The sequence below is a fragment of the Asticcacaulis endophyticus genome, assembly GCF_014652575.1.
Lineage (GTDB): Bacteria > Pseudomonadota > Alphaproteobacteria > Caulobacterales > Caulobacteraceae > Asticcacaulis > Asticcacaulis endophyticus.
Window position 1 is genome coordinate 110,940 of sequence record NZ_BMZB01000003.1, and the last position, 22,852, is coordinate 133,791.

A 22,852-nucleotide genomic window follows, 5' to 3' on the forward strand; every position below is an offset into this window, starting at 1 on the left:
GGTAAAGTTTTTCGGAAATTAGCCATTCGTTTGAGGTTTAGGCTAATATAGGCCGTGAACCTGTTTGAAATATATGGATAAAGCCCGACGTGCCCCCATACACACCTCTGTCGCCCTACGCTGAAAATTCCGCCAAAAGCCTTGGCCGTCTTTATACTGAGGACGAAAGCTCCACCCGCACGCCCTTTGCGCGCGACCGGGATCGCATTATTCACTGCACGGCCTTTCGCCGCCTGAAGGGTAAGACTCAGGTCTTTGTGGCGAATGAGGGCGACTATTTCCGCACGCGTCTGACCCATTCTCTGGAGGTGGCGCAGATTGCCCGCTCACTGGCCTTGTCGCTGAATGTCGAGCAGGATTTGGCCGAAACCGTGGCGCTGGCCCATGACCTTGGCCATCCGCCGTTTGGCCATGCCGGTGAAGATGAGCTGCATAAGTGCATGGAACCGTGGGGCGGTTTTGATCACAATGTTCAGACTTTCCGTGTGGTCACTAAGCTGGAGCATCGCTATCCGGCATTTGAGGGGCTGAACCTGACCTGGGAGACCCTGGAGGGGATCATAAAGCATAACGGCCCGTCGGTGCATTTGCTGTCGCGTCCAAGCTGGAAAGCCGTCAAAGATTTCAATGATATCTATGACTTGCGCATGGATACTTATGCGTCGATTGAAGCCCAGATCGCCGCTATTGCCGATGATATCGCCTATAATAATCACGATGTTGACGATGGGCTCAAGGCCGGGTTGTTCACTATTGATGACCTGCGCGATATTCCCCTGATCGGCCCGGCCCTGGCGTCAACCGAAAAAGACTGGCCGGATATCGACGACCGTATGCTGCGTCTGGAAGGGGTGCGTCGCATGATTGGGGCCATGATCAGCGATGTGACCGAAGAAACCCAGCGCCGGTTAGAGGCTGACCGCATTGAAACGGCAGAAGATGTGCGCAAGGCCACGCGTCAGATGGTGGCGTTTTCCGGGACCATCATGGAAGGTTTGGCGCGGCTTAGGGCATTTTTGTATGCGCGTATGTATAAGCACCATCACCTTAATCGCACGCGCTCACACGCCAAGCGCATCCTCAATCAGATGTTCTACCTCTATATGGAAGAGCAGGATGTGTTGCCGGATGAGTGGTATCAGTTGGTGTGCTCAAAGGACACCGAGGCGGGGCGGGCACGGGTCATTTGCGACTATATTGCGGGCATGACGGATTCTTTTGCGATCGACGAGCACCGCAAGCTGTTCTCGTTTACGTAAGGCTCGCCTGAATAACATCGGGTAGTTTTAGGCCACAGAGTAGAACAAAACATGCCCGTGCGGCGAATCAGCACTGGATTTTCGCCATAGAGATGCCAAAATGAGGTCTCAGTTTAGAATGATTCCCGCGCTGACGGGAAAGGCCGGAGCTACGCCAGATCATAGCCGAATCATTGCATGGCGCTGATCGGCTTGATATGGCCCCAAATATCGCTCCCCTGGGACGCACCACAGGATCTGACGTTTATGGTTGATAAGGATCGCGGCACTTACACGCCGCCCACAGAAGACAATTTGAGCTATGAAGCGCGTCAGGGCGGGAGCGGCGGGCGTCCGCAGACTCCGATCACCCTGATCGCCAGCGGTATTGTGCTGGTCGTTCTGCTGCTGGCGGTGGTCATGTTCTATAATTCCGGCCTCAACAGCCGCAAGGACATGGCTGAGATTGGCGAGTCCCTGTCGAATTACAAAGATAACCGCATCGAAGATGCCCGCCCGCTGACCGATGAGGATCTGCTTGATCCGGTAGCCCCCGATGCTGAGCCAAAGTTCGCGCCGGGTACCGAAGAGCCGATGGCGCGCGCCGAGGCTTCGGCTACGGTATCTGAGGCACCACCGCCGGCGCAAATCCGCACCGGGCCTATCCCCAGCAATACGATGGATACGCCGTCGGCACCTGCCGCTACGCCGGCTGTCCCGGCTGAGGTCGTAGCCCCCGTCGCGCGGATTGAGACGCCAAAACCTGTGGTGGCGGGCGCCGGGGCCGCGGTCCAGATCGGGGCCTTCACCTCACGCGACATCGCCGATAAGCAATATGCGGCACTGGCCTCCAGCTACGGCATGTTTGTGTCGGGCACCTCGAAAGCGGTTGAAAAGGTCGAACGTGACGGCGCTACGCTGTATCGGACGTCGTTCACCGGGTTTGCGACCAAAGACAAGGCTAAGGCCTTTTGCGACGCGCTGAAATCGGCAGGTAAGTCCTGCTTCGTAAAGTAAGGCTATACTGTGGTCAAAGCTTGCATACTGGGCTGCTCCGGCCTTGAACTGACGCATCGGGAAGCCGAGTTTTTCCGGCGAGAGCGCCCGCTGGGCTTCATCCTGTTTGGTCGTAATATTGATAATCCGGAGCAGGTGAAACGGCTTGTCGCCGAGTTGAAGGCCAGCGCAGGCCATACTGATGTGCTGATGCTGATAGATCAGGAAGGCGGGCGGGTTCAGCGGCTGAAACCTCCGCATTGGCCGCTCTATCCGGCTGCGGGCACATTCGCTCGTGTCAGTAACGATATTTACGAACAGCGTGAACTGGTGCGATTAAGCGCAAGGCTCATGGCGGCTGATCTTTATGAGCTGGGCATCAATGTTGATTGCGCGCCGGTGCTGGATGTGCCTTTGCCGGGCGGGCATGATATAGTGGGCGATCGGGCCTATGGTTTTGACGCCGAGACTGTGGCGATCATGGGCCGTGCCGCCTGCGAAGGGTTGCTTGCAGGCGGGGTCTTGCCGGTGATTAAGCACATGCCGGGGCATGGCCGTGCCGTGGCCGACAGTCACCATGCTCTGCCGGTGGTGACGGCGACGCGATCGGAACTGGAAGCCGTTGATTTCCTGCCGTTTGAGGTGAACGCCGATATGCCGCTGGGGATGACGGCGCATATTGTCTATGATGCCTATGAACGCAAACATCCGGCGACGACATCACGCAAAATGGTTCGTCTGATCCGCCAAAAAATAGGTTTTGACGGCCTGCTTCTGACCGATGACCTGTCGATGAATGCGCTAAGCGGGTCAATGACGGATCGCGTCAAGGCTGCCCGCGCCGCTGGCTGTGATGTCATGCTACATTGTAACGGCAAGATGGAGGAGATGGAGGCCGTGGCCGCCCATAGCCCCCGTCTGCGTGGGGTTGCGCAAAAGCGGTTTGAGGCCGCGTGGGTGCGACTGAATAAACGGATTGAGCCTGTCAATGTTGACGAAGCGCGCCTGCGCCTTCAACAAGCTTTGTCGCGTATTGATAAATCCTCATCACGGCGTACCGATCCAACCGAAGCCTTTGCGGACACGTCGCTTGCGGCCATGCGCGAACTGGGCGGCGTGTAGGCAAAGGTGGCCCCCAAACTTTCAAAAGACGATATACTGGCTCAGACTCTGGAAAATGAGGTTTTCCAGCATCGTCTGGATTTCGACAATGGCCGGGCTGACAATGCGCCGGACATCGAAGCCGATGACGCACTGGTGCTCGATCTGGATGGTTACGAAGGCCCGCTGCATGTTCTGCTGGAACTGGCGCGCCAGCAAAAGGTCGATCTGCTTAAAATTTCGATCACAACGCTTGCTGAGCAATATCTGAAATTTATTCAGGAGGCGCGGCGCCTTCGCTTTTCGCTGGCGGCGGATTATCTGGTTATGGCGTCCTGGCTGGCCTACCTCAAATCGCGGTTGCTGTTGCCCAAGACCGAGCGGAAAGCCACCGATGAGCCACCGCCCGAAGAACTGGCCGCCGCGCTAGCGTTTCGCCTGCAAAAACTGAATGCCATCAGAAAGGCTGTTGAGGCCATTCAGGGACGACCTCAGTTGAAGCGCGATGTCTTTGCCCGCGGCGATCCGCAGGCACTGGTAATTGTGCCGTCGTCAAAGATTGAGGCTTCGATCTTTGATCTGATGACGGCCTATGTCACCCAAAGGCGTAAGGAAATCGATCGGCATTACGATCCGACCCGCCGCACCGAAGCTTACCAACTGGAGGAAGCGCGCGATCATCTGCGTGATATTTTGCCAGAACTGACCCAGTGGACGACGTTGGATAGCGTAGCCCCTGTGCCGGTTGGAGAGCACGGACCGAAGCGGCCATCCTATCTGGCCTCGACCCTTGCAGCCTCGCTCGAACTGACCAAGGAGGGAGCCTTGTCGCTGCAACAGCTTGGTGTTTTTGAGCCGCTTTATCTGCGTTTACGACAAGTTTCGGAGGAGGTCGCCCATGACACATGAGGAAACAGAGCGCGCCGTCGAAGCGCTGTTGTTTGCCGCCGCGGGGCCATTATCCGCCGCCGATCTGGCCCGTCGCCTGCCCGAAGGCGCGGAGGTCGGTAAGGCTCTGGCTGCCCTAAAAGCGCACTATGCCGGACGCGGGGTCGTGCTCGATATCGTCGCGGATAAGTGGCAGTTCCGCACGGCGATCGACCTGTCCTACCTGATGATCGAGGAGCGCGAGGAGCCGCGCAAACTGTCAAAGGCGGCGTTGGAGACTCTGGCCATCATCGCCTACCATCAACCCGTGACGCGGGCGGAGATTGAGACTGTGCGCGGCGTTGGCTTGTCGCGCGGGACGCTGGATGTGCTGCATGAGCTTAACCTGATCAAGCTACGTGGCCGCAGGCGTTCACCCGGACGACCAGTAACCTATGGCACGACCGAGGCGTTCCTTGAGCAGTTTTCGTTACCGAGCCTGGCCGATCTGCCCGGAGCGTCGGAGATGCGGGCGGCAGGATTGCTGGATCTAAACGTGCCCTCAGACTTTTTCGTACCCGACCCGTCGGGCACAAAAGCTGTCGAAGATGCTTTGACGATTGAGGAACTGGAACAGCCGGAATTCCATCAGGACTTTTTTGAGTTTGAAGAGGATCGTGGCGACTGATGCTAAGATCGGACATCGACGTCAAAAGCCTGCATACGCTTTTCAAAGCTTATGACCGTCTGCATATTCCAGACATTTTGCGGCCTGACGCGCTCACGTCACTGGTGGAGGAGATAGAGGCCGGGATACCGTGGCGGCTCTCTCTGAATAGCGGCCCGAAAGGTCTGGATTTGTCTTTAGACGAATTGACCCAGTTGGATGATGAGTCGCGTAAGAAAATTGATGACGCTGTCTATGCGCAAGCCGCGACGGGATTTCAGTACCGTTTTGATGCCTACCGTTTGTCCGATGAGATAGAGGCGGGGCGTGCTACCTTGCCTCATCTTATGGCCCTTTATGCATTTCTAAATAGCGATAGTTTCCTAAAGTTTATTGCTGACGTGACCGGGGATGCGCGTGGCCGTTATTGTGACGCGCAGGTTACGCGCTATCGTCCGGGGCATTTCCTGACGACACATACGGATGCTCATGAAGAAAAGCACAGATTATTCGCCTATGTCCTTAATCTTAGTGGTGATTGGCGCAGCGACTGGGGCGGTTTATTGCAATTTATAGCGCCTGATGGCCATATCAGTGAGGCCTATACGCCTGTGAGGAACGCGCTCAACCTTTTCAAGGTTCCGCAAGCCCATGCTGTGTCTTTTGTCGCTCCATTTGCAGCCAAAAACCGTCTGTCGGTGACGGGTTGGGTGCGCATGAAGCCGGATGCGCGAACATAACATAAGGTCATGGCCCAATTTCCGCTTTGATGTTAGGATAAAGACTGACTATATGGGGTAAAGTCTGATCCGAAAAATTTTCCGGATCGTGTGAAGGAGATGTAACATGGGATCGTTCAGCATCTGGCACATAGCCATTGTCGCGGTTGTGGCGCTGATCCTGTTCGGCGGCAAGGGTAAGCTGTCGGGCATCATGGGTGACGCTGCCAAGGGCATCAAGGCGTTCAAGGACGGCCTGAAAGATGAGCCGGACTCAAAGGACACCACGGTCGCCGCGTCCGAAAAGAAAGACGAAAACAAGGCCGCCTAAGCCTTGGTTTATGTATTGCCGTCAGGCCCCCGCTCAAGGTGCGGGCGGCCTGATTGTGTGTTTTTATGCCTGTATGATGAGGGCCTGAATTAATGTTGCCCGGTATTGGGGCTTCCGAGCTCATAGTCATTGCCGTCGTGGCCCTGATCGTTGTCGGGCCAAAAGACCTTCCCAAAATGTTGCGTCAGCTTGGCCGATTTGTCGGTAAGATGCGTGCAATGGCGGATGAATTCCGCACCAGTTTTGAGGACATGGCCCGCCAGTCCGAGTTAGATGATCTGCGCAAAGAGGTCGAAGCCTTGCGGTCGGGGAAATCCCTGTCGCCGATTATTGATGACATCGACAGTGAGATGAAGTCGGTGCAGGCGGATATCGACAACACCATCCGTAGCCCGTCGCGCGCCCTTAGCAGTGAAGCCTATGGCGCGGATGTCCCGTCGCCAGATGCGGCGGATGCCGAGCATTTGGAAACCCTGACCACGGCGGACGTGCCTGAAAACCCGGCTCCGAAGCCGCGCCGCACCAAAAAGGCGGTTGAAACTGCGGCCGCCGATGTCGCCCCCAAACCTAGAAAGCCCCGCGCCAAAAAGGTGACCCAAAAGGTGACTAGTGAGTAATTCCGATAGCCAACTGGTCGTTCAGGACACTGACCCGGATGAGGTCGAAATGGAGGCGTCGCGCGCGCCCCTGATGGAGCATCTGGTCGAACTGCGCACCCGCCTGATCTGGATGGTGGTGGCGTTTGCAGCAGCCTTTATCATCTGTTTTGCCTTGGCGACCCCGATCTATATGTTCCTGCTGCATCCGTTTGAAATGGCGGGGCGTCTGCTGGCGGCCGAAAAAGAATCAGGCGGCCATCCGGCGGGGATGTTCGATCTGGTGGGCGTGCTGCTGGGCATTAAAGACATGCCGTTAGGTGCCAGTAAGCTGGGGCTGATCTTTACCGCCCCGCTGGAATTTTTCTTCACCAAGATGAAGATGGCCGGATTTGGCGCGATTATCCTCAGCTTCCCTATACTGGCCTATCAGGTTTACCGCTTTGTGGCGCCGGGGCTTTATAAGCGTGAGCGGGCGGCGTTTCTGCCGTTTCTGGTGGCGGCACCGGCTCTGTTCATTCTTGGTATGGCGCTGGTCTATTACATAATCCTGCCGATGGTGTTGTGGTTCTCTTTAAGTCAGCAAATCATTGGCGACGGCGGCGTTTCGGTGCAACTTGTCCCCAAGGTATCTGACTATCTTTCACTGGTGACCACGCTTATGCTGGCGTTCGGGCTATGTTTCCAGTTGCCGGTGGTACTGACGCTTTTGGGCCTGTCGGGGATGGTGTCGGCGGAAATGCTGCGGGCCGGCAGGCGTTATGCGATCATGGGTATTGTGGTCGTGGCCGCGGTCGTGACTCCGCCCGATCCGATTTCACAACTTATGCTGGCGGTGCCGATTGTGCTTTTGTACGAAATCTCGATCTGGTGCGTGCGGGCGATTGAGTTACGCCGCAAGGACGAGGCGTAAGGTAACCCCCTCTGAATTTTTGCAAAATTCAGCTCCCCCTGCATCAGGGGGAGTTCTCTTTGCGTGCGACTTACTTTAAAGGAAGCGCTTTCCTTCTCCTCCCTTGCGCAGCGGGGGAGGTGGCTGCGGCGATCTGAGCCGCAGACGGAGGGGGCATTTTACACGGCTGAGGACAGACCATGCACGATATCAAGGCTTTGCGCGAAACACCTGAGATTTATTTCAAGGGCTGGTCATCCCGCGGCCGTGAGACCGCGCAGTCCGATGTCGATCAGGCGCTGACGCTGGACAAAGACCTGCGCGCGGCGAAGACGGCGTTTGAGACCAACCAGGCCCAGTTGAAAAAATTTTCCGGTGAGATCGGCAAGGCCAAGGCCCAAAAAGATGAGGCCAAGGCCGCCGAATTGATGGCCGAGGTTGAGGGTCTGAAAGGGGCGATTGCGGAGGCGCAAGAGCAGGAGCGCGCCAAAGGTGAGGCGCTGAAAGACTTGTTGGCGTCATTACCCAACCTGCCGTTTGAGGACTTGCCCGAAGGTGAAGACGAAGCTGGCAATGTCGAACTGCGCAAACACGGTGCGCCGAATATTTTGTCGTTCGCGGCCAAGGATCATGCTGATCTGGGTGAAGCGCTCAAAGGCCCGGCCGGGGCGATGATGGACTTTGAAGCCGCCGCCAAGATCAGCGGGTCGCGCTTTGTGGTGCTGAAAGGTCAACTGGCGCGACTGGAACGGGCCATTGGTCAGTGGATGCTGGACGTTCAGACGGCTGAGCACGGCTATCTGGAGGTCAACCCGCCGGTGCTGGTGCGCGACCATGCGCTGTTTGGGACGGGGCAGTTACCGAAATTTGAAGAAGATTTGTTTAAGGCGTCTTCAAAGCCTACCCAAGGTGACTACGATAAAGCCTTGAATGAGTATGACTTGTTGAACCGTGGAAAGCCTGGATATCCCAAAACTCAGCAAGAAATGATTGAGCATTATACCAATATTGGCGAAAAAATAAGATCAGAGACAGCCCGCTATCTCATCCCCACCGCTGAGGTTTCGCTGACCAACCTTGTCCGTGAGGCCATCACGTCCGAGGAAGAACTGCCGCTGCGACTGACGGCGCTGACCAACTGTTTCCGGGCTGAGGCCGGATCGGCGGGGCGCGACACCAAGGGTATGATCCGTCAGCACCAGTTCCAGAAAGTCGAACTGGTATCTATAACCACGCCGGAACATTCGGCGGCGGAACATGACCGGATGACCGAATGTGCCGAAACCATTCTGAAAAAGCTGGGCTTAAGCTTCCGCACCATGTTGTTGTGCACCGGTGATATGGGCTTTGGGGCGCGTAAGACCTATGACCTTGAGGTATGGCTGCCGTCTCAGAACACCTATCGCGAAATCTCAAGCTGCTCGAACTGCGGGGATTTTCAGGCCCGGCGCATGGATGCCCGTATCCGCAAAGCCGGCGAAAAAGGCACGCGCTTTGCCCATACGCTCAACGGGTCGGGGCTGGCGGTTGGCCGGACGCTGGTGGCCATCATGGAAAACTATCAGGATGAGGGCGGCCGGATTGCCATTCCGGATGTCCTGCAGCCCTATATGGGTGGTTTGACGCATATAGGGTAAAGAACCTCCCCTGATGCAGGGGAGGAGGAGGCCCAACGGGCCGGAGGTGGGGTTTTAACCCCCTCTGGCTTTAAGCTGACGCTTAAAACCAGCTCCCCCTACATCAGGGGGAGTTCTTGAGCAATATTTCCGGCGGCTGCCTTGCGCAATTAATGGAAATCGCCCTAAAAGCGTCTCATGCGTATTTTGTTAACCAATGACGATGGCATCGAGGCTTACGGCCTTAAGGTCCTGCGTGATATCGCCCATGCCCTGTCCGACGATGTGTGGATCTGCGCACCGCTGACCGAGCAGTCGGGTAAGGGGCGGGGGATCACCCTGCATGAGCCGCTGCGGGCCAAGCGGATCGACCATCAGGTCTATGCGGTGAGTGGCACGCCGACCGACTGCGTGCAGATTGCGATCAATGACCTGCTCTCGGTGCCGCCTGATCTGGTGCTGTCGGGGGTCAATCGCGGGTTCAATCTGGCGCAGGATGTGACGTTATCGGGGACGGTTGCGGGCGCCTTGCAGGGTATGTCGCTGGGGGTGCCGTCGATTGCCCTGTCGCAGTGTCTGGATTTCGATATTGATGTTGAGGCGCAGTGGTCATCCGCCGTGGCCTATGGCGCGCCGGTGATTTCCAACTTGCTGGAACACGGCTGGCCCAAGGATATTGTCATCAATATCAACTTCCCCGATTGCGATGCTGAGGCGGTGACCGGCGTTGAAGTGACCAAGCAAGGGTTCCGCGACCTGCACGAAATGCACGCCGTCAAGCGCGTCGATCCGCGCGGGCGCGACTATTACTGGATGAATTTCCATAATCTGGAACATACGCTGGTTGACGGGACGGACCTTAAGGCCGTGGCCGATAACCGGATATCCGTGACGCCGCTGCATCTTGATCTGACGCACTATGAGACCTTCCATCATTTGCGCAAAACCCTCGGCGGTGGCGCGGCACCGAAAAAGGTTGAGGTGGCGTCATGAGCGAAGAGGATGATGTTCCCGAAACCCGCCTGCATCGGTTGTTGAATAGCCTGAAAGCGCAGGGGATTTCCGAGCCGCGCCTGCTGCACGCCATGGAATATACGCCGCGTGATCTGTTCGTGCCGGAGCTTTTTCTTGACCGGTCCTGGGAAGATTCGGCTATTCCGATCGCGGCGGGTCAGACGATCTCTCAGCCCTATATTGTCGCACTGATGACCCAGTCGTTGAAACTGGAAGCCCGCCACCGGGTGCTGGAAATCGGGACGGGGTCGGGCTATCAGACGGCCATCCTGTCGCGCCTGTGCCGCTATGTCTATACCATAGAGCGCTATCGTTCGCTGATGCTGGAGGCGGAAATCCGCCATAAACGGCTGATGCTGGAAAACATCATTTACCGCTTTGGTGATGGCTGGGATGGCTGGCCGGAACAGGCACCGTTTGACCGGATTCTGGTCACAGCCGCACTTCCCGATGAGCCGCATCCGTTGCTGTCGCAGCTTAAGATTAATGGGGTGATGGTCGCCCCGCAAGGGCGTGGATCGGTGCAGCAACTTTTGCGCTATACCCGCACCAAGGATGATCACTTTGAGGTCGAGGATTTGGGCGAAGTGCGCTTTGTGCCGCTGCTCGAAGGGGTCGCCAAAGACGCTTAAAAGAGATCCCCCTGCCGGATGACAGGGGGATAAGTTAATCCGGAGACCAGAGTGAGTGATCTCCATGCTTTGAAGTGGTACGCCCCCATAAGAAGCCCCCTCTTCAAACTTGAAAATGTAACCCTGGGTTACATTCAATAACGGCGTTATGTATTTACTAGCATCATTCGTGCCAGCAGGCCAGTTAAGTAAGTTTAATGTAGGGCGCGGCGGTTCGCGATGCGCAGTTATTGACGGTTTATTACCTGGAATGGCGCAAAGGTAACGATTCGTTAGCCATGATTGATAACTATGTCGCGACTTACGTGTCTTTCAGGATCGGAGAGGGCAAGATCATGCACCGTTTCAAAGCTGTCTCTAGGATTGTGATGTTGGCTTCGGTCACGGCATTGGGGTTGTCGGCCTGTGCGTCGATGCAAAATGCTGAGCCAAAATATCCGATCTATATGCAGGATCGTCCGCCCGCGACGGTACCCCATCCGATGGGCAGTGCGCCAGAAGCTTCACCACAGGCTGCGGCCCCGGCAGAGGCTGCCCCTGTGGCCGCCCCCAGCGGTCAGATAACGTCGGCCCCACTGGCCGCTTTGCCCACGCCCGCACCGGCCCCTGCGACGGCGGCACCGAAGCCTGCGACGCCTCAAACGGTAACGGCGGCAAAGCCCGTAGCGACCACGAAAACAACCTATGTTTACACTGTTCAGGCCAAAGACACGCTTTATGGCATCTCACGCCGCTTCGGTGTGCCGTTGAAAAACCTGATGGGACAGAATGGTCTGGCTGAAGGGGCGGGCCTGTCGGTCGGCCAAAAGCTTAAATTGCCGGATGCCGCCAAGGATGCGGGGGCTGTGGCCCATGCCACCGGCCCGGCTCCGGCCAAGGTCGTCACCACGGTTGCGGTGGCACAACCCAAGCCGATTGCCAAACCGTTTGAGGCCCCAAAGCCGGAGGTTAAGGTTACGACGACTGTGGCTGTGACCGAGCCCGCCAAGCCGACGACGACGACCGTAACCACCACCACGGCCCCTGTGGTTAAACCGGTGGAAAAGCCTGTGGATACAGCTGTGAATAAGCCTTTGGTCGCGAAGGCCGGAACCTTCCCGACCTCATCGACCTTGGCGCAGATGGGCAAGGGGCGCTTCCTGTGGCCGGTCAAGGGGCCGCTTCTGGTGCCATACGGTCAATTGGGGCCCAATGTTCGCAATGACGGCATAAACATCGGCGCTTCTGAGGGGGCTGAGGTTCGCGCCGCTGCTGACGGTGAGGTGGTCTATGTCGGTGGTCATGTTAAGGAACTGGGCAACACCATCTATGTCCAGCATGGTAATGGCTGGTATACCGGATATTCTCATCTCGATAAGATGGACGTGAAAACCAATCAAAAGATCCAGAAGGGCGAGGTCATCGGCCGGGTCGGTAAGACCGGAGCTGTGGAAAAGCCGCAACTGCATTTTGAGATTCGCTATACGCCGTCGACCGAAATCGCAAAGCCGATCGATCCCAATCTGGTTCTGCCATAAGCTATCCCCCATTGACCTTTTGAAACTTGGCCTTATGTAGTCTTGAACGCTGATATCCGCGCGGTAAGGCCGTGGCGGATTTGGCACCTTATTTTTCAGGAGACACTTGTGTTCGCCACACCTGCCTTTGCCCAAGCCGCCACCGATACTGCCGCCGCCTCTGGTGGTCTGGCCAGCGCTTTCACCAGCTTCCTGCCACTGATCGGTATTTTCGCCCTAATGTATTTCCTCGTCCTGCGCCCGCAGCAAAAGCGCGCCAAGGAACATCAGGCCCAGATCGCGGCCATTAAGCGCAATGACACGGTTGTCCTGTCCAATGGTATGATCGGCAAGGTTACCCGCGTCGAAGATGCCGAGGTCATGGTTGAAATCGCCACCGGCGTGAACGTGCGCGTGGTCAAGAGCTTCATCACTGAAATCCGCACCAAAGGCGAACCGGCGCCGGCCAACGATTCCAAGGCCGCTTAATCGCCTTAAATATCAAGGCCCCTGCGCGCACCGCAGGGGCTTGTTTTTTGTGAATATTAAAAAGGAGGGGCGAACCGCACGGTTTGTCCCGAAAGCCTTCAAAGGGCGCAAACGCTATGATGGAATTTTCCCGCTGGAAGATATGGATGGTGATTATCGCCACAGTCTTCGGCATACTTTATTCGCTGCCTAACTTCCTGCCGCAGACCATGCGCGAGGCTATGGGGCGCTACTACCTGCCGTCTCAGGTGCTCAATCTGGGGCTTGACCTTCAGGGCGGGTCGTACCTGCTGCTTGAGGTCGATACGGATGCGCTGGCGCGGGAAAAGACCGCTAACCTGACCGAAGACGTGCGCTCAACCTTGCGTCAAAAGTCCATCAATTTCAGCGGACTTGCGGCAACTTCCGAAGCGGTCAACGTGCGTATTACCGATGCGGCGCAGTTCGAGACGGCCCTGACGGAATTGCAGCGCCTGCCGCAGCCTTTGCCGAAAAATCCGTCTATTCGCGATATCAATGTCGTCCGTGGGGATAATCAGACGATTTCCCTAAAGTTTACGACCGATGGTCGCCGCGCAGATGCGGCCTCAGCCGTGGATACCTCAATCGAAATCGTGCGCCGCCGGGTTGACAGTTTGGGCACTAAGGAACCGACAATCCTGCGTCAGGGTGCTAACCGTATCGTGGTTCAGGCGCCGGGCGAATCTGATCCGGAGCAGCTTAAGCGCGTGATCGGTCAAACGGCTAAACTGACCTTCCAGATGGTCGATGAAACCATTTCGCCTGCGGATGCTCAGGCGGGGCGTGTGCCGCCGGGCTCAGAGTTATTGGTGTCTGAAAATCCGGGTGAGCCTTATCTGGTCGTCAAAAAGCGCGTGCTGGTGTCCGGTGATAACCTGACCAGTGCGTCGGTGGGCACGGATCAGTACAACCGTCCCGCCATTGACTTCCGCTTTGACGGGCAGGGCGCACGTAAGTTTGGTGATGCCACGGCTCAAAACATTGGTAAGCGTTTTGCCATCATTCTGGACGGAAAGATTGTATCGGCTCCAACCATTCAGTCCGCCATCACCGGCGGTTCGGGGCAGATTACCGGCACCTTCTCCACCCAGGAAGCTTCCGAACTGGTCAATGTCCTGAAAGGTGGGGCGCTGCCCGCACCTCTTAAGGTCGAAGAACAAAAGACCGTCGGCGCTGAACTGGGGGCCGATTCGGTTGCCAAGGGTCAGTTCTCAACTCTGATCGCGTTCATTTCGGTCGTGATCTTCATGATCCTGGCTTACGGCTTCCTGTTTGGCGGGATTTCGGTGGCGGCCCTTTTGGTCAACCTGACCCTGCTGGTTGCGGGCATGTCGGTCACTCAGGCGACCCTGACCCTGCCGGGTATTGCGGGATTAATCCTGACACTTGCCATGGCGGTGGACGCCAACGTGCTGATCTATGAGCGGATGCGTGATGAAGCGGCCGCCGGACGCAGCGTCATTGGTGCGCTCGACGCCGGGTTCTCGCGCGCGATTGAAACCATTCTGGACGCGAACATTACCACCCTTGGGGCGGCATTGATCATGTTTGCGTTCGGGGCCGGGCCGGTGCGCGGCTTTGCCTGGACTTTGTCGCTGGGGGTAATCACCTCGGTGTTCTCGGCGGTGTTCGTAACGCAGATCCTGCTGGTGTGGTGGTATCGCACCGCCCGCCCCAAAAAACTTCCGATTTAAGCGCCAAGGAGTACATACATGGCTTGGCCACTTATTAAACTTTTGCCGGCAAAAACGAACTTCAGGTTCGTTGCCTTCTCGAAAATCGCGGCAATCATATCGGTTGTTGCGGTCATCGGGTCTATGGCCCTGACTCTGATCCCGTTTGAAGGCCCCTGCGGCGGCCTTAATTGCGGCGTCGATTTCAAGGGCGGGACCGTCCTTGAAATGAATCTGGGCGGCAAGTCTGTCGATCTCGGTAAACTGCGCGGTGCCCTAACCGGTGATGAGGGGCTGCATGATGTGCAGGTTCAGGGGGTCGGTGAAAACAACACCGCCGCCATGATCAGGTTTGAGACCCCCGAAGGTGGTAATCCGGCCCAGAAGGTTGAGGAAATCAAAACTCACCTGTCGGGTCAGTTTGAAGGGGCTCAATACACCCGTACCGAAGTCGTAGGCCCCAAAGTTTCCGGCGAATTGCTGACGGGGGGCGTTGTGGCCCTGTTTATGGCGATCGGCCTGATGATGGTCTATATCTGGTTCCGGTTCGAATGGCAGTTTGGTCTTGGGGCGGCGATTGGCCTGCTGCACGACGTTATTCTGACATTCGGTCTGTTTGCCTTGTTCGATGATCTGGAATTTACCCTGACGGCGGTGGCGGCCATCCTGACTATCATTGGCTATTCGATGAACGATACCGTCGTCGTGTTTGACCGTCTGCGGGAAAACCTGCGTAAATATAAAAAGCTGCCTTTGGGCGAGGTCATTGACCTGTCGATCAATGAAACCTTGTCACGCACGATCATCACCGGTGTGACGGCCATCATGGCCTTGCTGGGTCTGGCCATTCTGGGCGGTGAAGCCCTTTACAGCTTCTCGGTCGCCTTGATGTTCGGGATCATTATCGGCACCTATTCGTCGATCTATGTGGCAGCACCCGTCATTCTGATTTGGGGCGTCAACCGCAATGATGCCGATGCTGAAATCGTCGATATGGGCGGTTTCAAAGGTAAGCGCTAATCCTTTTTAGAAACCTGTGGTCAGCTAGGGGCAAATTACCCTATGCTGACCACAGGTTTTTTATTTGGATGGAACCATGCTGAAAATTCTCAATAATCTGACGGCGACCCTGATCTTCAGTATGGTGCTGGCGATCATTATGATCGTGGGCCTTGGCATGCATAGCGCGGGCGGTTTTGACCTGATCTTCCTTATCGGGGTTTTACGCTGGCTGCATGTAATTTTCGGCATCATGTGGGTGGGGTTGCTCTACTATTTCAACTTTGTGCAGATGCGGGTCATGCCCGAAATTCCAGCCGAGATCAAACCGGCTGTGACGAAGTATATCGCTCCCGAAGCCCTGTTCTGGTTCCGCTATTCGGCGCTGTTTACCGTGATTGCCGGTTTGGGGCTGGCCTGGGCACGGGGCTATATTGCTGAGGCTTTGAGCTTTGGTTTTGCGGGTGGGTTTTACCCCGCCGATCTGCCGCTGGCCTTTATCGGGATTGGTATGTGGCTGGCCCTAATCATGTTCTTTAATGTCTGGCATGTGATCTGGCCAGCGCAGCGCATCGCGCTGGGCATCCGTGAGGCGACGCCGGAGGCAAAGGCCGCAGCGGCCTTAAAGGCCATGCGGTTTTCACGGATAAATGTGCTGCTGTCGTTGCCGATGCTGGCGGTCATGGCCATGTATCAGACCCTGTTTGGATAGTTTTAGTCCTTATGTCTGATGATGATCTGAGCTTAAAAAACGAAGACCTGCTGCTGTCTTCGGCCTTTATTGATGACGCCGTGAAACGCGCCGATATCCGTACGATATATGCGTTTTTTGATGTGCTGCGTGAAGTGCCGGAGCGGGTGACGCAACCGCTTATGGGCGAAATTCGTCTGCGCTGGTGGTACGAGGCGGTTGAAGAAATCATGGCGGGTGCGCCCGTGCGCTATCACCCGTTAAGTGCGGCGCTGGAGGATATGTTCGGACGCTATGCCCTTGATGGGCAGATGCTGTTGGATTTAATCGAAGGGCAGATGGTTCTGCTGGATAAACAGCCCCTAAGCCACAAAGACGCTCTGACGCTGGCGGATCGCAGCGAAGTTCTGCTGGCACGGATTGCCGCACAGGTGCTTGACCCAAATGTCGATGCGGCTGCCCTTGCTGAACCGGCCCACTATTATGCGCTGGCAAGGCTTCATGCCGGGCATATGATTGCACCGCCAGCCCCGCTGTTTAAGGCCCTGAGGGAAGAGGCTAAGGCTGCATTCCGGCAAGTTCCACCGTCTCTGGTGGCGTTAATGGCTCACGCGGCTTTGGCGAAAGCCTATGCCGCACAAAAGCACACCGGGCCGTTGATGCGCCGCTTTAAGGTTTTTTGGGCATTCCTGACGGCGCGGCTATAGGCATTTGCGGCACAGCGTATGAGGCTCGCGCGACCGGATAGGCTTTCCAACCCCCGGCAATCAGGGTCTCAAAACCAATGCACTTGGGCATGATCTTGGTCGCACCGGTACGCGGCTTGCCAAAGGGCGCCGGTTGCTTGGCCATTGGGCGAGTCGGGTCGATAAACATCCAGTCGTCGGCCAGCCCATACCCCCGCTCACCGCCTGCGCGCACAGCATTATAGGCAATGCCAGCCTCGAAATCCGATACCCCGAACTTTTTCATAGCGCGGTAGAAAATATCGTCCGCTTCTTGGCGCTTACCCTTTTCGCCCACCGTATAAAGCCAGTCGTGAATGATAGCCGCGCGTGCCGTCGGCCCCTGCGGATTGACCACGCCCTGGCCATACCAGGGAACCGAGGCGAAGTCGGTGACATACCACTTGGGTACCACGATCACCTTGCCCGTCACCGTATCGCAGAATGGAAATTCGTCATTAAGAACAAACAGTTTGCGCCCCTGCTTGGTCATGTTGAACAGCATGATCGGCTGGGGTGTCAGGGAACTGGGCGGCGGGGGCGGAGCGACGACTACGGGCACATATACCGTCGTCGTAATAGGCTCAGTGGTCGTCTTACACCCTGCCAGCCACAAAGCTGCTAAACCTGCCACCCCAAGACAGATACGTGAAACCTTCATCCCCAATAACCCGCCCAATCACACGACTGAAACACAAACACTATCGCGAAGCCTTTAGCCCGCAACCTTTTTAAACGATTCATCTAACCACGAATTAAGGTCATTTAATGCCCTTAAGCTCATCAGGCGTTTTTTCGCCCGTCCGCGCTCTTTCAACGGGATTTTCTGACCATTTTCATCAACTTTTGGCGCTTCCAGCGGCGGCAGCAGGCCGTAGTTAATGTTCATGGGTTGAAACGTAGATTGGGATGCCCCCCCCTCTAAGTGCCCGCCAGTGATATGATTGATCAGGGCGCCCATGGCTGTGGTTTCTGGTGGGGCCATCATGTCCCGACCCAAACGATCGGCGGCGGCAAACCGTCCCGCGAGCAGGCCAATGGCTGAGGATTCGACATAGCCTTCGACGCCGGTAATCTGCCCGGCAAAACGAAGGGAAATACCTTCATTGTTCAGAGATTTAAGCCGCAACTTCCTATCCAGAATCTTAGGTGACTGAATAAAGGTATTGCGATGCAAGCCTCCAAGCCGTGCAAACTGGGCATTCTGCAAACCGGGTATCAAACGAAACACATCGGCCTGAGCGCCGTGCTTCAGCTTGGTTTGAAATCCGACCATATTATAAAGCGTACCCAGGGCATTATCCTGACGCAGTTGAACAATCGCATGAGCCTTTACCAGTGGGTCGCGCGGGTTGGTCAGGCCCACGGGTTTTAGCGGGCCATGACGCAGGGTTTCGCGGCCGCGCTCAGCCATGACTTCGATCGGCAGGCAGCCGTCAAAATAAGGGACGTGTTCCCAATCCTTGAAATCGGCCTTGGGACCGTCCAGCAACGCATCGATAAAGGCCTCATACTCAGCCTTGGTCATCGGGCAGTTGATATAGGCCGCCGCATCGCCGCCGGGGCCTTCTTTGTCATAGCGTGATTGGCGCCAGGCTATGTCCATATTGATGCTTTCGGTGTGGACGATCGGGGCAATGGCGTCAAAAAAGCTTAGGTGGCCTTCGCCGCTTAACTCCAGAATCACGTCCGACAAGGACTGCGACGTGAGTGGGCCGGTGGCGCAGATAATGCTGTCCCAGTCGGTGTTTTTAAGGCTGACGACCTCTTCGCGCACGACTGTGATGAGCGGGTGCGTGTGGATGGCTTGTGTCACGGCCTGAGCAAAGCCCTCGCGGTCGACGGCCAGCGCCCCGCCAGCAGGCACCTGATGCTTGTCGGCGCAGGCCATGATCAGGCTGTTCATACGCCGCATTTCTTCGTGCAGCAGGCCCACCGCATTGAATTGCCACTCATCCGAGCGAAATGAATTGGAACAGACCAACTCGGCCAGATCATCGGTCTGGTGCGCGTCGGTCGTTATGGCGCGCCCGTCATTTGAAGGGGCTCCGCGCATCTCATGCAGAATGACCGGAACGCCTGAGTTTGCCAGTTGCCACGAAGCTTCCGAACCGGCGAGGCCGCCGCCGATAACATGAACAGGTGAGATGTCGGTCATAATATATGCACTGAATGAATGTTGATCCGCCCCTTGGTGTGGCTCTATAGCCCGTGTTTTCAGGAATTGCGACCGGCTTTGATAAATATGCTTTTCAAGCGAATATGTTTGTCACAAAAAGCCGCTTGGTTTGTAGATGCGTGCCGACACTTGCCAGACGCAGACGGTCAGGTATGAGTGGTGGCAAGGTTGTGATTGGGGCGGGCAGTAATCCATGACAGTGAAACCGGCTTTTTCGGTTATAGCGGCTTTGAAGGCGGCGTTCGGTTTTGTACCGACGGGCATAGCCAGAGCGTGGTTGTCGCTCGGCTTGCTGCTGATCGTGTTTGGCCTTTATCAATCCGGTGCCGTGCCACAGGCGGCGCATCCGGTGCTGTTGCTGGCCTCGGTCGGGCTACAGTTTGCCGCGATCGGGGCGCTTTACCGCGTGGCCATTTTTGGAACCTATGCCCGCGCCGAAGGTCTTGGGTTTGGCGGGTTACAATTTGCCAGGACTGAGTGGCGTCTGATCGGTGCCACGCTTCTGGTCGGTTTGTTCTGGCTGATGGTGTTCATCACCTTAAGTCTTGTTCTGGCGGTGATCATGAGTGCGTCGGGAATGGGTACTGAAACCTATAATAGTCCCGCAGGGTTGTTTCAGGAGTTGAAAGGCGGGCAGGTTGCCGGGTTGGTGATCATGGCCCTGATCGTTCTAATCCTGTGTGTGCTGGGGGTATTGTCCTTAAAACTCAGCCTGTACCAGCCCGCAACGGTCGCTGGACGGCAGATGATTTCACTCAATGCTCTGAACTTATCATCGGGACAGGTGATCAAGCTGTTACTCGGCTATGGAGTAATCTGCCTTCCTCTCATTATTTTAGCCTACGGGCTTCAAGGGCTTGGCGACCATTGGTCGGGCCGGTTGATAGATGCAGCCATCGGGGTGTTGTTTGTCCTGCCGGTCACAGTCGGATTTTTATCGTCAGCCTATAAACAGATTATGGATTTGCGGGCTTCGCATTAAGGTGCGACCCGGTGTATAGAGTGCGCGTGCCCCATGCCGGGGCAGATGTAGGTGGACTGAAGTGGCGCTAACGCTTGATTTTGCATTCGAAGGCTTTCGTATTATCCGTGAGCGGCCCAAGCTGATCCTTTTCTGGGCACCGGTGCTGTTATTATCTCAGGTCATTTCGGCAGGCATACTCATCCTGATGGCCGGACCTGAATTCATGGCCATTATGGACATGTATAATAAGTTCGGCTTTGGCGTGGTCACAGACCATGCCGCCGAATATGCCAATCTGGCGCAAAAGGTGACGCCAGCGTTTGGTGCCGGTTTTCTGGTCTCAATGTTTTTTTCCGCTATCGTCCTGTGTGCGGTCTATCGCGCGGTTCTGGGTGTCGGCGATGATCGTTATGGCTACTTGAAATTCGGTAAGGATGAACTGCGTCAGATCGCGATTTCGTTCCTGCTGCTGGTGTTTGCCTTTGTGGTGTCGATCGTCTTTACCATCGGATTGATCATTGTCGGTGGCATATTGGTAGCATTAACGCAGGCGACCATGGGGGCGCCCGCGATTACCTTCGGTTTTGTCAGTGCGCTGGTGTCTGTTGCATTTTATTTGTGGCTGGTCATTCGTTTGTCGCTCGTGCCGGTACAAAGCTTCGATGAAAAGCGGTTGAATTTCCGCGGCAGTTTCAGATTGACCAAAGGGCATTTCTGGCAGCTTTTGTTGGGTTATGTCGTCACCATCATCATGATTATGCTGGTGCAGATTTTGTGTGAAATCATCTTTGTGGCCCTGGCCGTACCGTTTCTGGGGCTCGATATGGGCGGCGCAGATATGCGTCAAACCTTTGATCTGTCGCGCCTTGAAAGCCTGGCTAATCCGGTTGTCGCGGGGTACATGATCATGAGTGCTTTGCGGGCTCCGTTATTGTCGGCATTGCTGATCGGTGCGCAGGCCGCAGCCTACAAATCACTTAAACCAGCGCGAACAACCACCTGACAACATTCTAAAAAAAATGACACGGAATTGGGGTATAGACGCGACAGACTGACCCCGCCTGAGCAACATGCACGCAGGGTGGCGTAAGGTTCACCAGCGTGTGTAATGGGGGGCATGTGCGTACGGAATTATCCGAAGAAATCGCGTTTGATGGCCTTAGACTATTGCGCGACCGCCCCCTGACCGCCATGAAATGGCTTCTGGTGATGTTTGCGGGCTATGGCGTGGCCTATGGCTTTACCATGCTCGCGTTTGCGGAGCATTGGCTGGCCTTTTGGCAGGCCTTACGTAATGAGCCCCAACTCCTGTCAGGTTTGATTTATACCACGCTGATGGCCGTGAGCGTGTGTGGTATTCTGGTAGGCCTGACACATCTGATCGTTAAATGCGCTATCTATAGGGCGCAGATTGCTATCGAAAATCCCCGCGCCGCTACATTGAGCCTTGGGCCGGATGAGGTTCGGCTGGTGGTGTTTTATGTCCTTAAATTCCTGCTGATCATGGTTTTATCCGTGTCGCTGTTTCTGGTGGTGGCTGGGGTGGCCTGGCTTGCCAACACAGCTTTGGAACTGCACATAGGGCGTAATTTTGCGACCTATGGCATCATTATGCTGGCTCTGTTGCTACAGGCTTTGGGAGTAGTCTGGTTGAAACTTCGGCTGTCCTTGGCATCTATGGATACCTTCTGTCAGCGCCGAATTAATTTTATAGGTTCGTTCCTGCTGACACGTCGATATATCTGGTCGATACTGGTCGTCTACATATTCACCTATGTACTGGTGCTGATCTGCGTGACCTCAGTGCATGCGATTTCGGCGATTGGTTTGAATATGTCGCTGATTGAGCAGTTTAAGTTTTTGAAGCAAGGGCTTGAAGTAAAAACTTTATTTGACCTAAAGCCTTTTCTACCATTCTTCATTGTCGTGTTGACGGTGACAGCGATTTCAGCCTTTTTACGTGAACTTATGATCGCGGCCGCCCAAAGTCGGCTGTTTCTGACTCTACGGGAACGGGCCCGCGAGGCGCGGCCGAAGCCGGAGGTCAGCCTGCACTGATCACGGTTAGCAGGTCACGGTCTTTGCGGGCTTGAATGGGACGGGCCGTCGACCCCAGCAGAGTTTCATAAGCACTGACCTGTTCAGGCGACACGCTTAAGGGGGCAGAGAACACCATCCAGGTTACGCCCTCTGAGCACGGCGGTACGGTCAGCGAGCCGGAATAGACAAAAAACTCCTCAGCCGCGGGCATGAGATCACGGGCATTGATCAGCAGATCGGGGATCGCCGCGGGCGCCGTCTGGTCGCTGGGTAGATAAGTCCAAACCGGTGCCAGCATGGGGTCAGCCACGCCGACCTGAGACAACACCGCGACATAAAGATAGTCTCCCTTGGCGCTTCGGTGCACGAAGTGAGTTTCTAATGCGGCCCGGCGGCCATTGATGGTGTGTTCGCTGGGGCTGTGAAAGTGAATGTCTTTCAAATCGTATCGGATACCATCCGTTGTCAGACCTCCGCCTTTTGCAGGCACGACCTTGATAGTGTGACCGTCATTTTGAATGGTGGCGTTCGAGGACAGATAATCCAGGGTAACCTTTGACAATTGGGGTTTGCCGCCGCTGACCAGATCAATCGGTGATTGACGGGCCCCGCTACTGCACTTAGCTGCCGCACCGCCAAGTTGTGCCCAATGGGATGGGCCTTCGTCACCGCTGTAGCCCCATTGAGTCAATGTCTCACCTGCTGAGACGTGGCCGTCGCCATGCCCAGCCTCATGGTCAGGTGCCGCATGTTCGTCGCCATGTGCGGCCTTTTCCCCGCCGCTGCACGCCGCAAGGCTAAACAATAGCAGACCACTTAAGGCGAAGGTGGCGATACGCATGGCAGAATCCCTAATCTCAATCCTGTCCACCATGCGTCAAAAATGGTTAATTTAGATTAAGTCGC

General features: G+C 56.0%; 24 protein-coding genes. 21 read left to right on the plus strand and 3 right to left on the minus strand.

What is annotated here, in order from left to right:
* Positions 1-89 precede the first annotated feature (89 nt).
* The 18 genes from IE102_RS11560 to IE102_RS11645 all read left to right on the plus strand — a co-directional run bounded on the left by IE102_RS11560 (position 90) and on the right by IE102_RS11645 (position 16,745).
* Positions 90-1,259: a deoxyguanosinetriphosphate triphosphohydrolase gene (locus IE102_RS11560; RefSeq protein WP_229807721.1), complete on the plus strand. Its 1,170-nt coding sequence runs from the start codon at positions 90-92 to the stop codon at positions 1,257-1,259.
* A gap of 246 nt (positions 1,260-1,505) precedes the next feature.
* Positions 1,506-2,255: an SPOR domain-containing protein gene (locus IE102_RS11565; RefSeq protein ID WP_229807722.1), complete on the plus strand. Its 750-nt coding sequence runs from the start codon at positions 1,506-1,508 to the stop codon at positions 2,253-2,255.
* A 9-nt stretch (positions 2,256-2,264) separates the two neighbouring features.
* Positions 2,265-3,356, plus strand: a complete 1,092-nt coding sequence (nagZ, locus tag IE102_RS11570) for a beta-N-acetylhexosaminidase (protein WP_189486780.1) — start codon at positions 2,265-2,267, stop codon at positions 3,354-3,356.
* A 6-nt stretch (positions 3,357-3,362) separates the two neighbouring features.
* Positions 3,363-4,244 carry a segregation and condensation protein A gene (locus tag IE102_RS11575; RefSeq protein ID WP_373295605.1) on the plus strand — a complete coding sequence of 294 codons (882 nt, stop codon included), beginning with the start codon at positions 3,363-3,365 and terminating at the stop codon, positions 4,242-4,244.
* Complete coding sequence (gene scpB / locus IE102_RS11580; RefSeq protein WP_189486782.1) at positions 4,234-4,890, plus strand: SMC-Scp complex subunit ScpB; 657 nt, start codon at positions 4,234-4,236, stop codon at positions 4,888-4,890. Before IE102_RS11575 ends, scpB begins: the two co-directional genes overlap by 11 nt.
* Before the next feature lie 170 nt (positions 4,891-5,060).
* Positions 5,061-5,609: a 2OG-Fe(II) oxygenase family protein gene (locus IE102_RS11585; protein ID WP_189486784.1), complete on the plus strand. Its 549-nt coding sequence runs from the start codon at positions 5,061-5,063 to the stop codon at positions 5,607-5,609.
* Between the two features lie 106 nt (positions 5,610-5,715).
* Positions 5,716-5,919, plus strand: a complete 204-nt coding sequence (gene tatA, locus IE102_RS11590; RefSeq protein WP_189486785.1) for a twin-arginine translocase TatA/TatE family subunit — start codon at positions 5,716-5,718, stop codon at positions 5,917-5,919.
* 92 nt (positions 5,920-6,011) lie between these two features.
* A complete protein-coding gene (gene tatB / locus IE102_RS18035) occupies positions 6,012-6,536 on the plus strand; it encodes a Sec-independent protein translocase protein TatB (RefSeq protein ID WP_189486787.1) in 525 nt (174 codons plus the stop codon).
* A 49-nt stretch (positions 6,537-6,585) separates the two neighbouring features.
* Positions 6,586-7,428: a twin-arginine translocase subunit TatC gene (gene tatC / locus IE102_RS11600; RefSeq protein WP_189487391.1), complete on the plus strand. Its 843-nt coding sequence runs from the start codon at positions 6,586-6,588 to the stop codon at positions 7,426-7,428.
* Positions 7,429-7,607: 179 nt separating this feature from the next.
* Complete coding sequence (serS, locus tag IE102_RS11605) at positions 7,608-9,044, plus strand: serine--tRNA ligase (protein ID WP_189486789.1); 1,437 nt, start codon at positions 7,608-7,610, stop codon at positions 9,042-9,044.
* A gap of 177 nt (positions 9,045-9,221) precedes the next feature.
* Positions 9,222-10,016: a 5'/3'-nucleotidase SurE gene (surE, locus tag IE102_RS11610; RefSeq protein WP_189486791.1), complete on the plus strand. Its 795-nt coding sequence runs from the start codon at positions 9,222-9,224 to the stop codon at positions 10,014-10,016.
* Positions 10,013-10,669, plus strand: coding sequence for a protein-L-isoaspartate(D-aspartate) O-methyltransferase (locus tag IE102_RS11615; RefSeq protein WP_189486794.1), 657 nt, complete (start codon positions 10,013-10,015; stop codon positions 10,667-10,669). Before surE ends, IE102_RS11615 begins: the two co-directional genes overlap by 4 nt.
* A gap of 335 nt (positions 10,670-11,004) precedes the next feature.
* Positions 11,005-12,186, plus strand: coding sequence for a M23 family metallopeptidase (locus IE102_RS11620; protein ID WP_189486796.1), 1,182 nt, complete (start codon positions 11,005-11,007; stop codon positions 12,184-12,186).
* A 108-nt stretch (positions 12,187-12,294) separates the two neighbouring features.
* On the plus strand, positions 12,295-12,654 hold the full coding sequence (gene yajC / locus IE102_RS11625) for a preprotein translocase subunit YajC (protein WP_189486798.1): 360 nt from the start codon (positions 12,295-12,297) through the stop codon (positions 12,652-12,654).
* 116 nt (positions 12,655-12,770) lie between these two features.
* Complete coding sequence (secD, locus tag IE102_RS11630) at positions 12,771-14,369, plus strand: protein translocase subunit SecD (protein ID WP_189486800.1); 1,599 nt, start codon at positions 12,771-12,773, stop codon at positions 14,367-14,369.
* Positions 14,370-14,387: 18 nt separating this feature from the next.
* Positions 14,388-15,368, plus strand: a complete 981-nt coding sequence (gene secF / locus IE102_RS11635; RefSeq protein WP_189486802.1) for a protein translocase subunit SecF — start codon at positions 14,388-14,390, stop codon at positions 15,366-15,368.
* Between the two features lie 76 nt (positions 15,369-15,444).
* Positions 15,445-16,059 (plus strand): hypothetical protein, encoded by a 615-nt coding sequence (locus IE102_RS11640; protein ID WP_189486804.1) that lies wholly within the window; start codon positions 15,445-15,447, stop codon positions 16,057-16,059.
* Between the two features lie 11 nt (positions 16,060-16,070).
* Positions 16,071-16,745 carry a squalene/phytoene synthase family protein gene (locus tag IE102_RS11645; protein ID WP_189486806.1) on the plus strand — a complete coding sequence of 225 codons (675 nt, stop codon included), beginning with the start codon at positions 16,071-16,073 and terminating at the stop codon, positions 16,743-16,745.
* Here the strand turns inward: IE102_RS11645 and IE102_RS11650 are convergent.
* Positions 16,708-17,424, minus strand: coding sequence for a DUF1353 domain-containing protein (locus IE102_RS11650; RefSeq protein ID WP_189486808.1), 717 nt, complete (start codon positions 17,422-17,424; stop codon positions 16,708-16,710). The genes IE102_RS11645 and IE102_RS11650 overlap by 38 nt on opposite strands.
* A gap of 54 nt (positions 17,425-17,478) precedes the next feature.
* Positions 17,479-18,921, minus strand: a complete 1,443-nt coding sequence (gene trmFO, locus IE102_RS11655) for a methylenetetrahydrofolate--tRNA-(uracil(54)-C(5))-methyltransferase (FADH(2)-oxidizing) TrmFO (protein ID WP_189486810.1) — start codon at positions 18,919-18,921, stop codon at positions 17,479-17,481.
* Positions 18,922-19,135: 214 nt separating this feature from the next.
* Here trmFO and IE102_RS11660 point away from each other — a divergent pair, with 214 nt between their 5' ends.
* The 3 genes from IE102_RS11660 to IE102_RS11670 all read left to right on the plus strand — a co-directional run bounded on the left by IE102_RS11660 (position 19,136) and on the right by IE102_RS11670 (position 21,964).
* Entirely contained in the window at positions 19,136-19,924 is a 789-nt protein-coding gene (locus IE102_RS11660) for a hypothetical protein (RefSeq protein ID WP_189486812.1), read from the plus strand.
* A gap of 61 nt (positions 19,925-19,985) precedes the next feature.
* Positions 19,986-20,909 (plus strand): hypothetical protein, encoded by a 924-nt coding sequence (locus tag IE102_RS11665; protein ID WP_189486814.1) that lies wholly within the window; start codon positions 19,986-19,988, stop codon positions 20,907-20,909.
* Positions 20,910-21,025: 116 nt separating this feature from the next.
* On the plus strand, positions 21,026-21,964 hold the full coding sequence (locus tag IE102_RS11670) for a hypothetical protein (protein WP_189486816.1): 939 nt from the start codon (positions 21,026-21,028) through the stop codon (positions 21,962-21,964).
* Here IE102_RS11670 and IE102_RS11675 read toward each other — a convergent pair.
* Positions 21,951-22,787 carry a carbonic anhydrase gene (locus tag IE102_RS11675; RefSeq protein ID WP_189486818.1) on the minus strand — a complete coding sequence of 279 codons (837 nt, stop codon included), beginning with the start codon at positions 22,785-22,787 and terminating at the stop codon, positions 21,951-21,953. The two genes, IE102_RS11670 and IE102_RS11675, sit on opposite strands and share 14 nt — an antisense overlap.
* Between the last annotated feature and the right edge of the window lie 65 nt (positions 22,788-22,852).

Excerpts from the sequence above, each read along its gene's own strand:
- IE102_RS11565 (WP_229807722.1), top strand. The coding sequence starts at position 1,506 with ATGGTTGATAAGGATCGCGGCACTTACACGCCGCCCACAGAAGACAAT.
- secF (WP_189486802.1), top strand. The coding sequence starts at position 14,388 with ATGGCTTGGCCACTTATTAAACTTTTGCCGGCAAAAACGAACTTCAGG.
- IE102_RS11620 (WP_189486796.1), top strand. The coding sequence starts at position 11,005 with ATGCACCGTTTCAAAGCTGTCTCTAGGATTGTGATGTTGGCTTCGGTC.
- IE102_RS11650 (WP_189486808.1), bottom strand. The coding sequence starts at position 17,424 with ATGAAGGTTTCACGTATCTGTCTTGGGGTGGCAGGTTTAGCAGCTTTG.
- IE102_RS11640 (WP_189486804.1), top strand. The coding sequence starts at position 15,445 with ATGCTGAAAATTCTCAATAATCTGACGGCGACCCTGATCTTCAGTATG.
- IE102_RS11675 (WP_189486818.1), bottom strand. The coding sequence starts at position 22,787 with ATGCGTATCGCCACCTTCGCCTTAAGTGGTCTGCTATTGTTTAGCCTT.
- IE102_RS11660 (WP_189486812.1), top strand. The coding sequence starts at position 19,136 with ATGACAGTGAAACCGGCTTTTTCGGTTATAGCGGCTTTGAAGGCGGCG.
- secD (WP_189486800.1), top strand. The coding sequence starts at position 12,771 with ATGATGGAATTTTCCCGCTGGAAGATATGGATGGTGATTATCGCCACA.
- serS (WP_189486789.1), top strand. The coding sequence starts at position 7,608 with ATGCACGATATCAAGGCTTTGCGCGAAACACCTGAGATTTATTTCAAG.
- surE (WP_189486791.1), top strand. The coding sequence starts at position 9,222 with ATGCGTATTTTGTTAACCAATGACGATGGCATCGAGGCTTACGGCCTT.
- tatC (WP_189487391.1), top strand. The coding sequence starts at position 6,586 with ATGGAGGCGTCGCGCGCGCCCCTGATGGAGCATCTGGTCGAACTGCGC.
- tatA (WP_189486785.1), top strand. The coding sequence starts at position 5,716 with ATGGGATCGTTCAGCATCTGGCACATAGCCATTGTCGCGGTTGTGGCG.
- trmFO (WP_189486810.1), bottom strand. The coding sequence starts at position 18,921 with ATGACCGACATCTCACCTGTTCATGTTATCGGCGGCGGCCTCGCCGGT.
- tatB (WP_189486787.1), top strand. The coding sequence starts at position 6,012 with ATGTTGCCCGGTATTGGGGCTTCCGAGCTCATAGTCATTGCCGTCGTG.
- scpB (WP_189486782.1), top strand. The coding sequence starts at position 4,234 with ATGACACATGAGGAAACAGAGCGCGCCGTCGAAGCGCTGTTGTTTGCC.
- IE102_RS11615 (WP_189486794.1), top strand. The coding sequence starts at position 10,013 with ATGAGCGAAGAGGATGATGTTCCCGAAACCCGCCTGCATCGGTTGTTG.
- IE102_RS11645 (WP_189486806.1), top strand. The coding sequence starts at position 16,071 with ATGTCTGATGATGATCTGAGCTTAAAAAACGAAGACCTGCTGCTGTCT.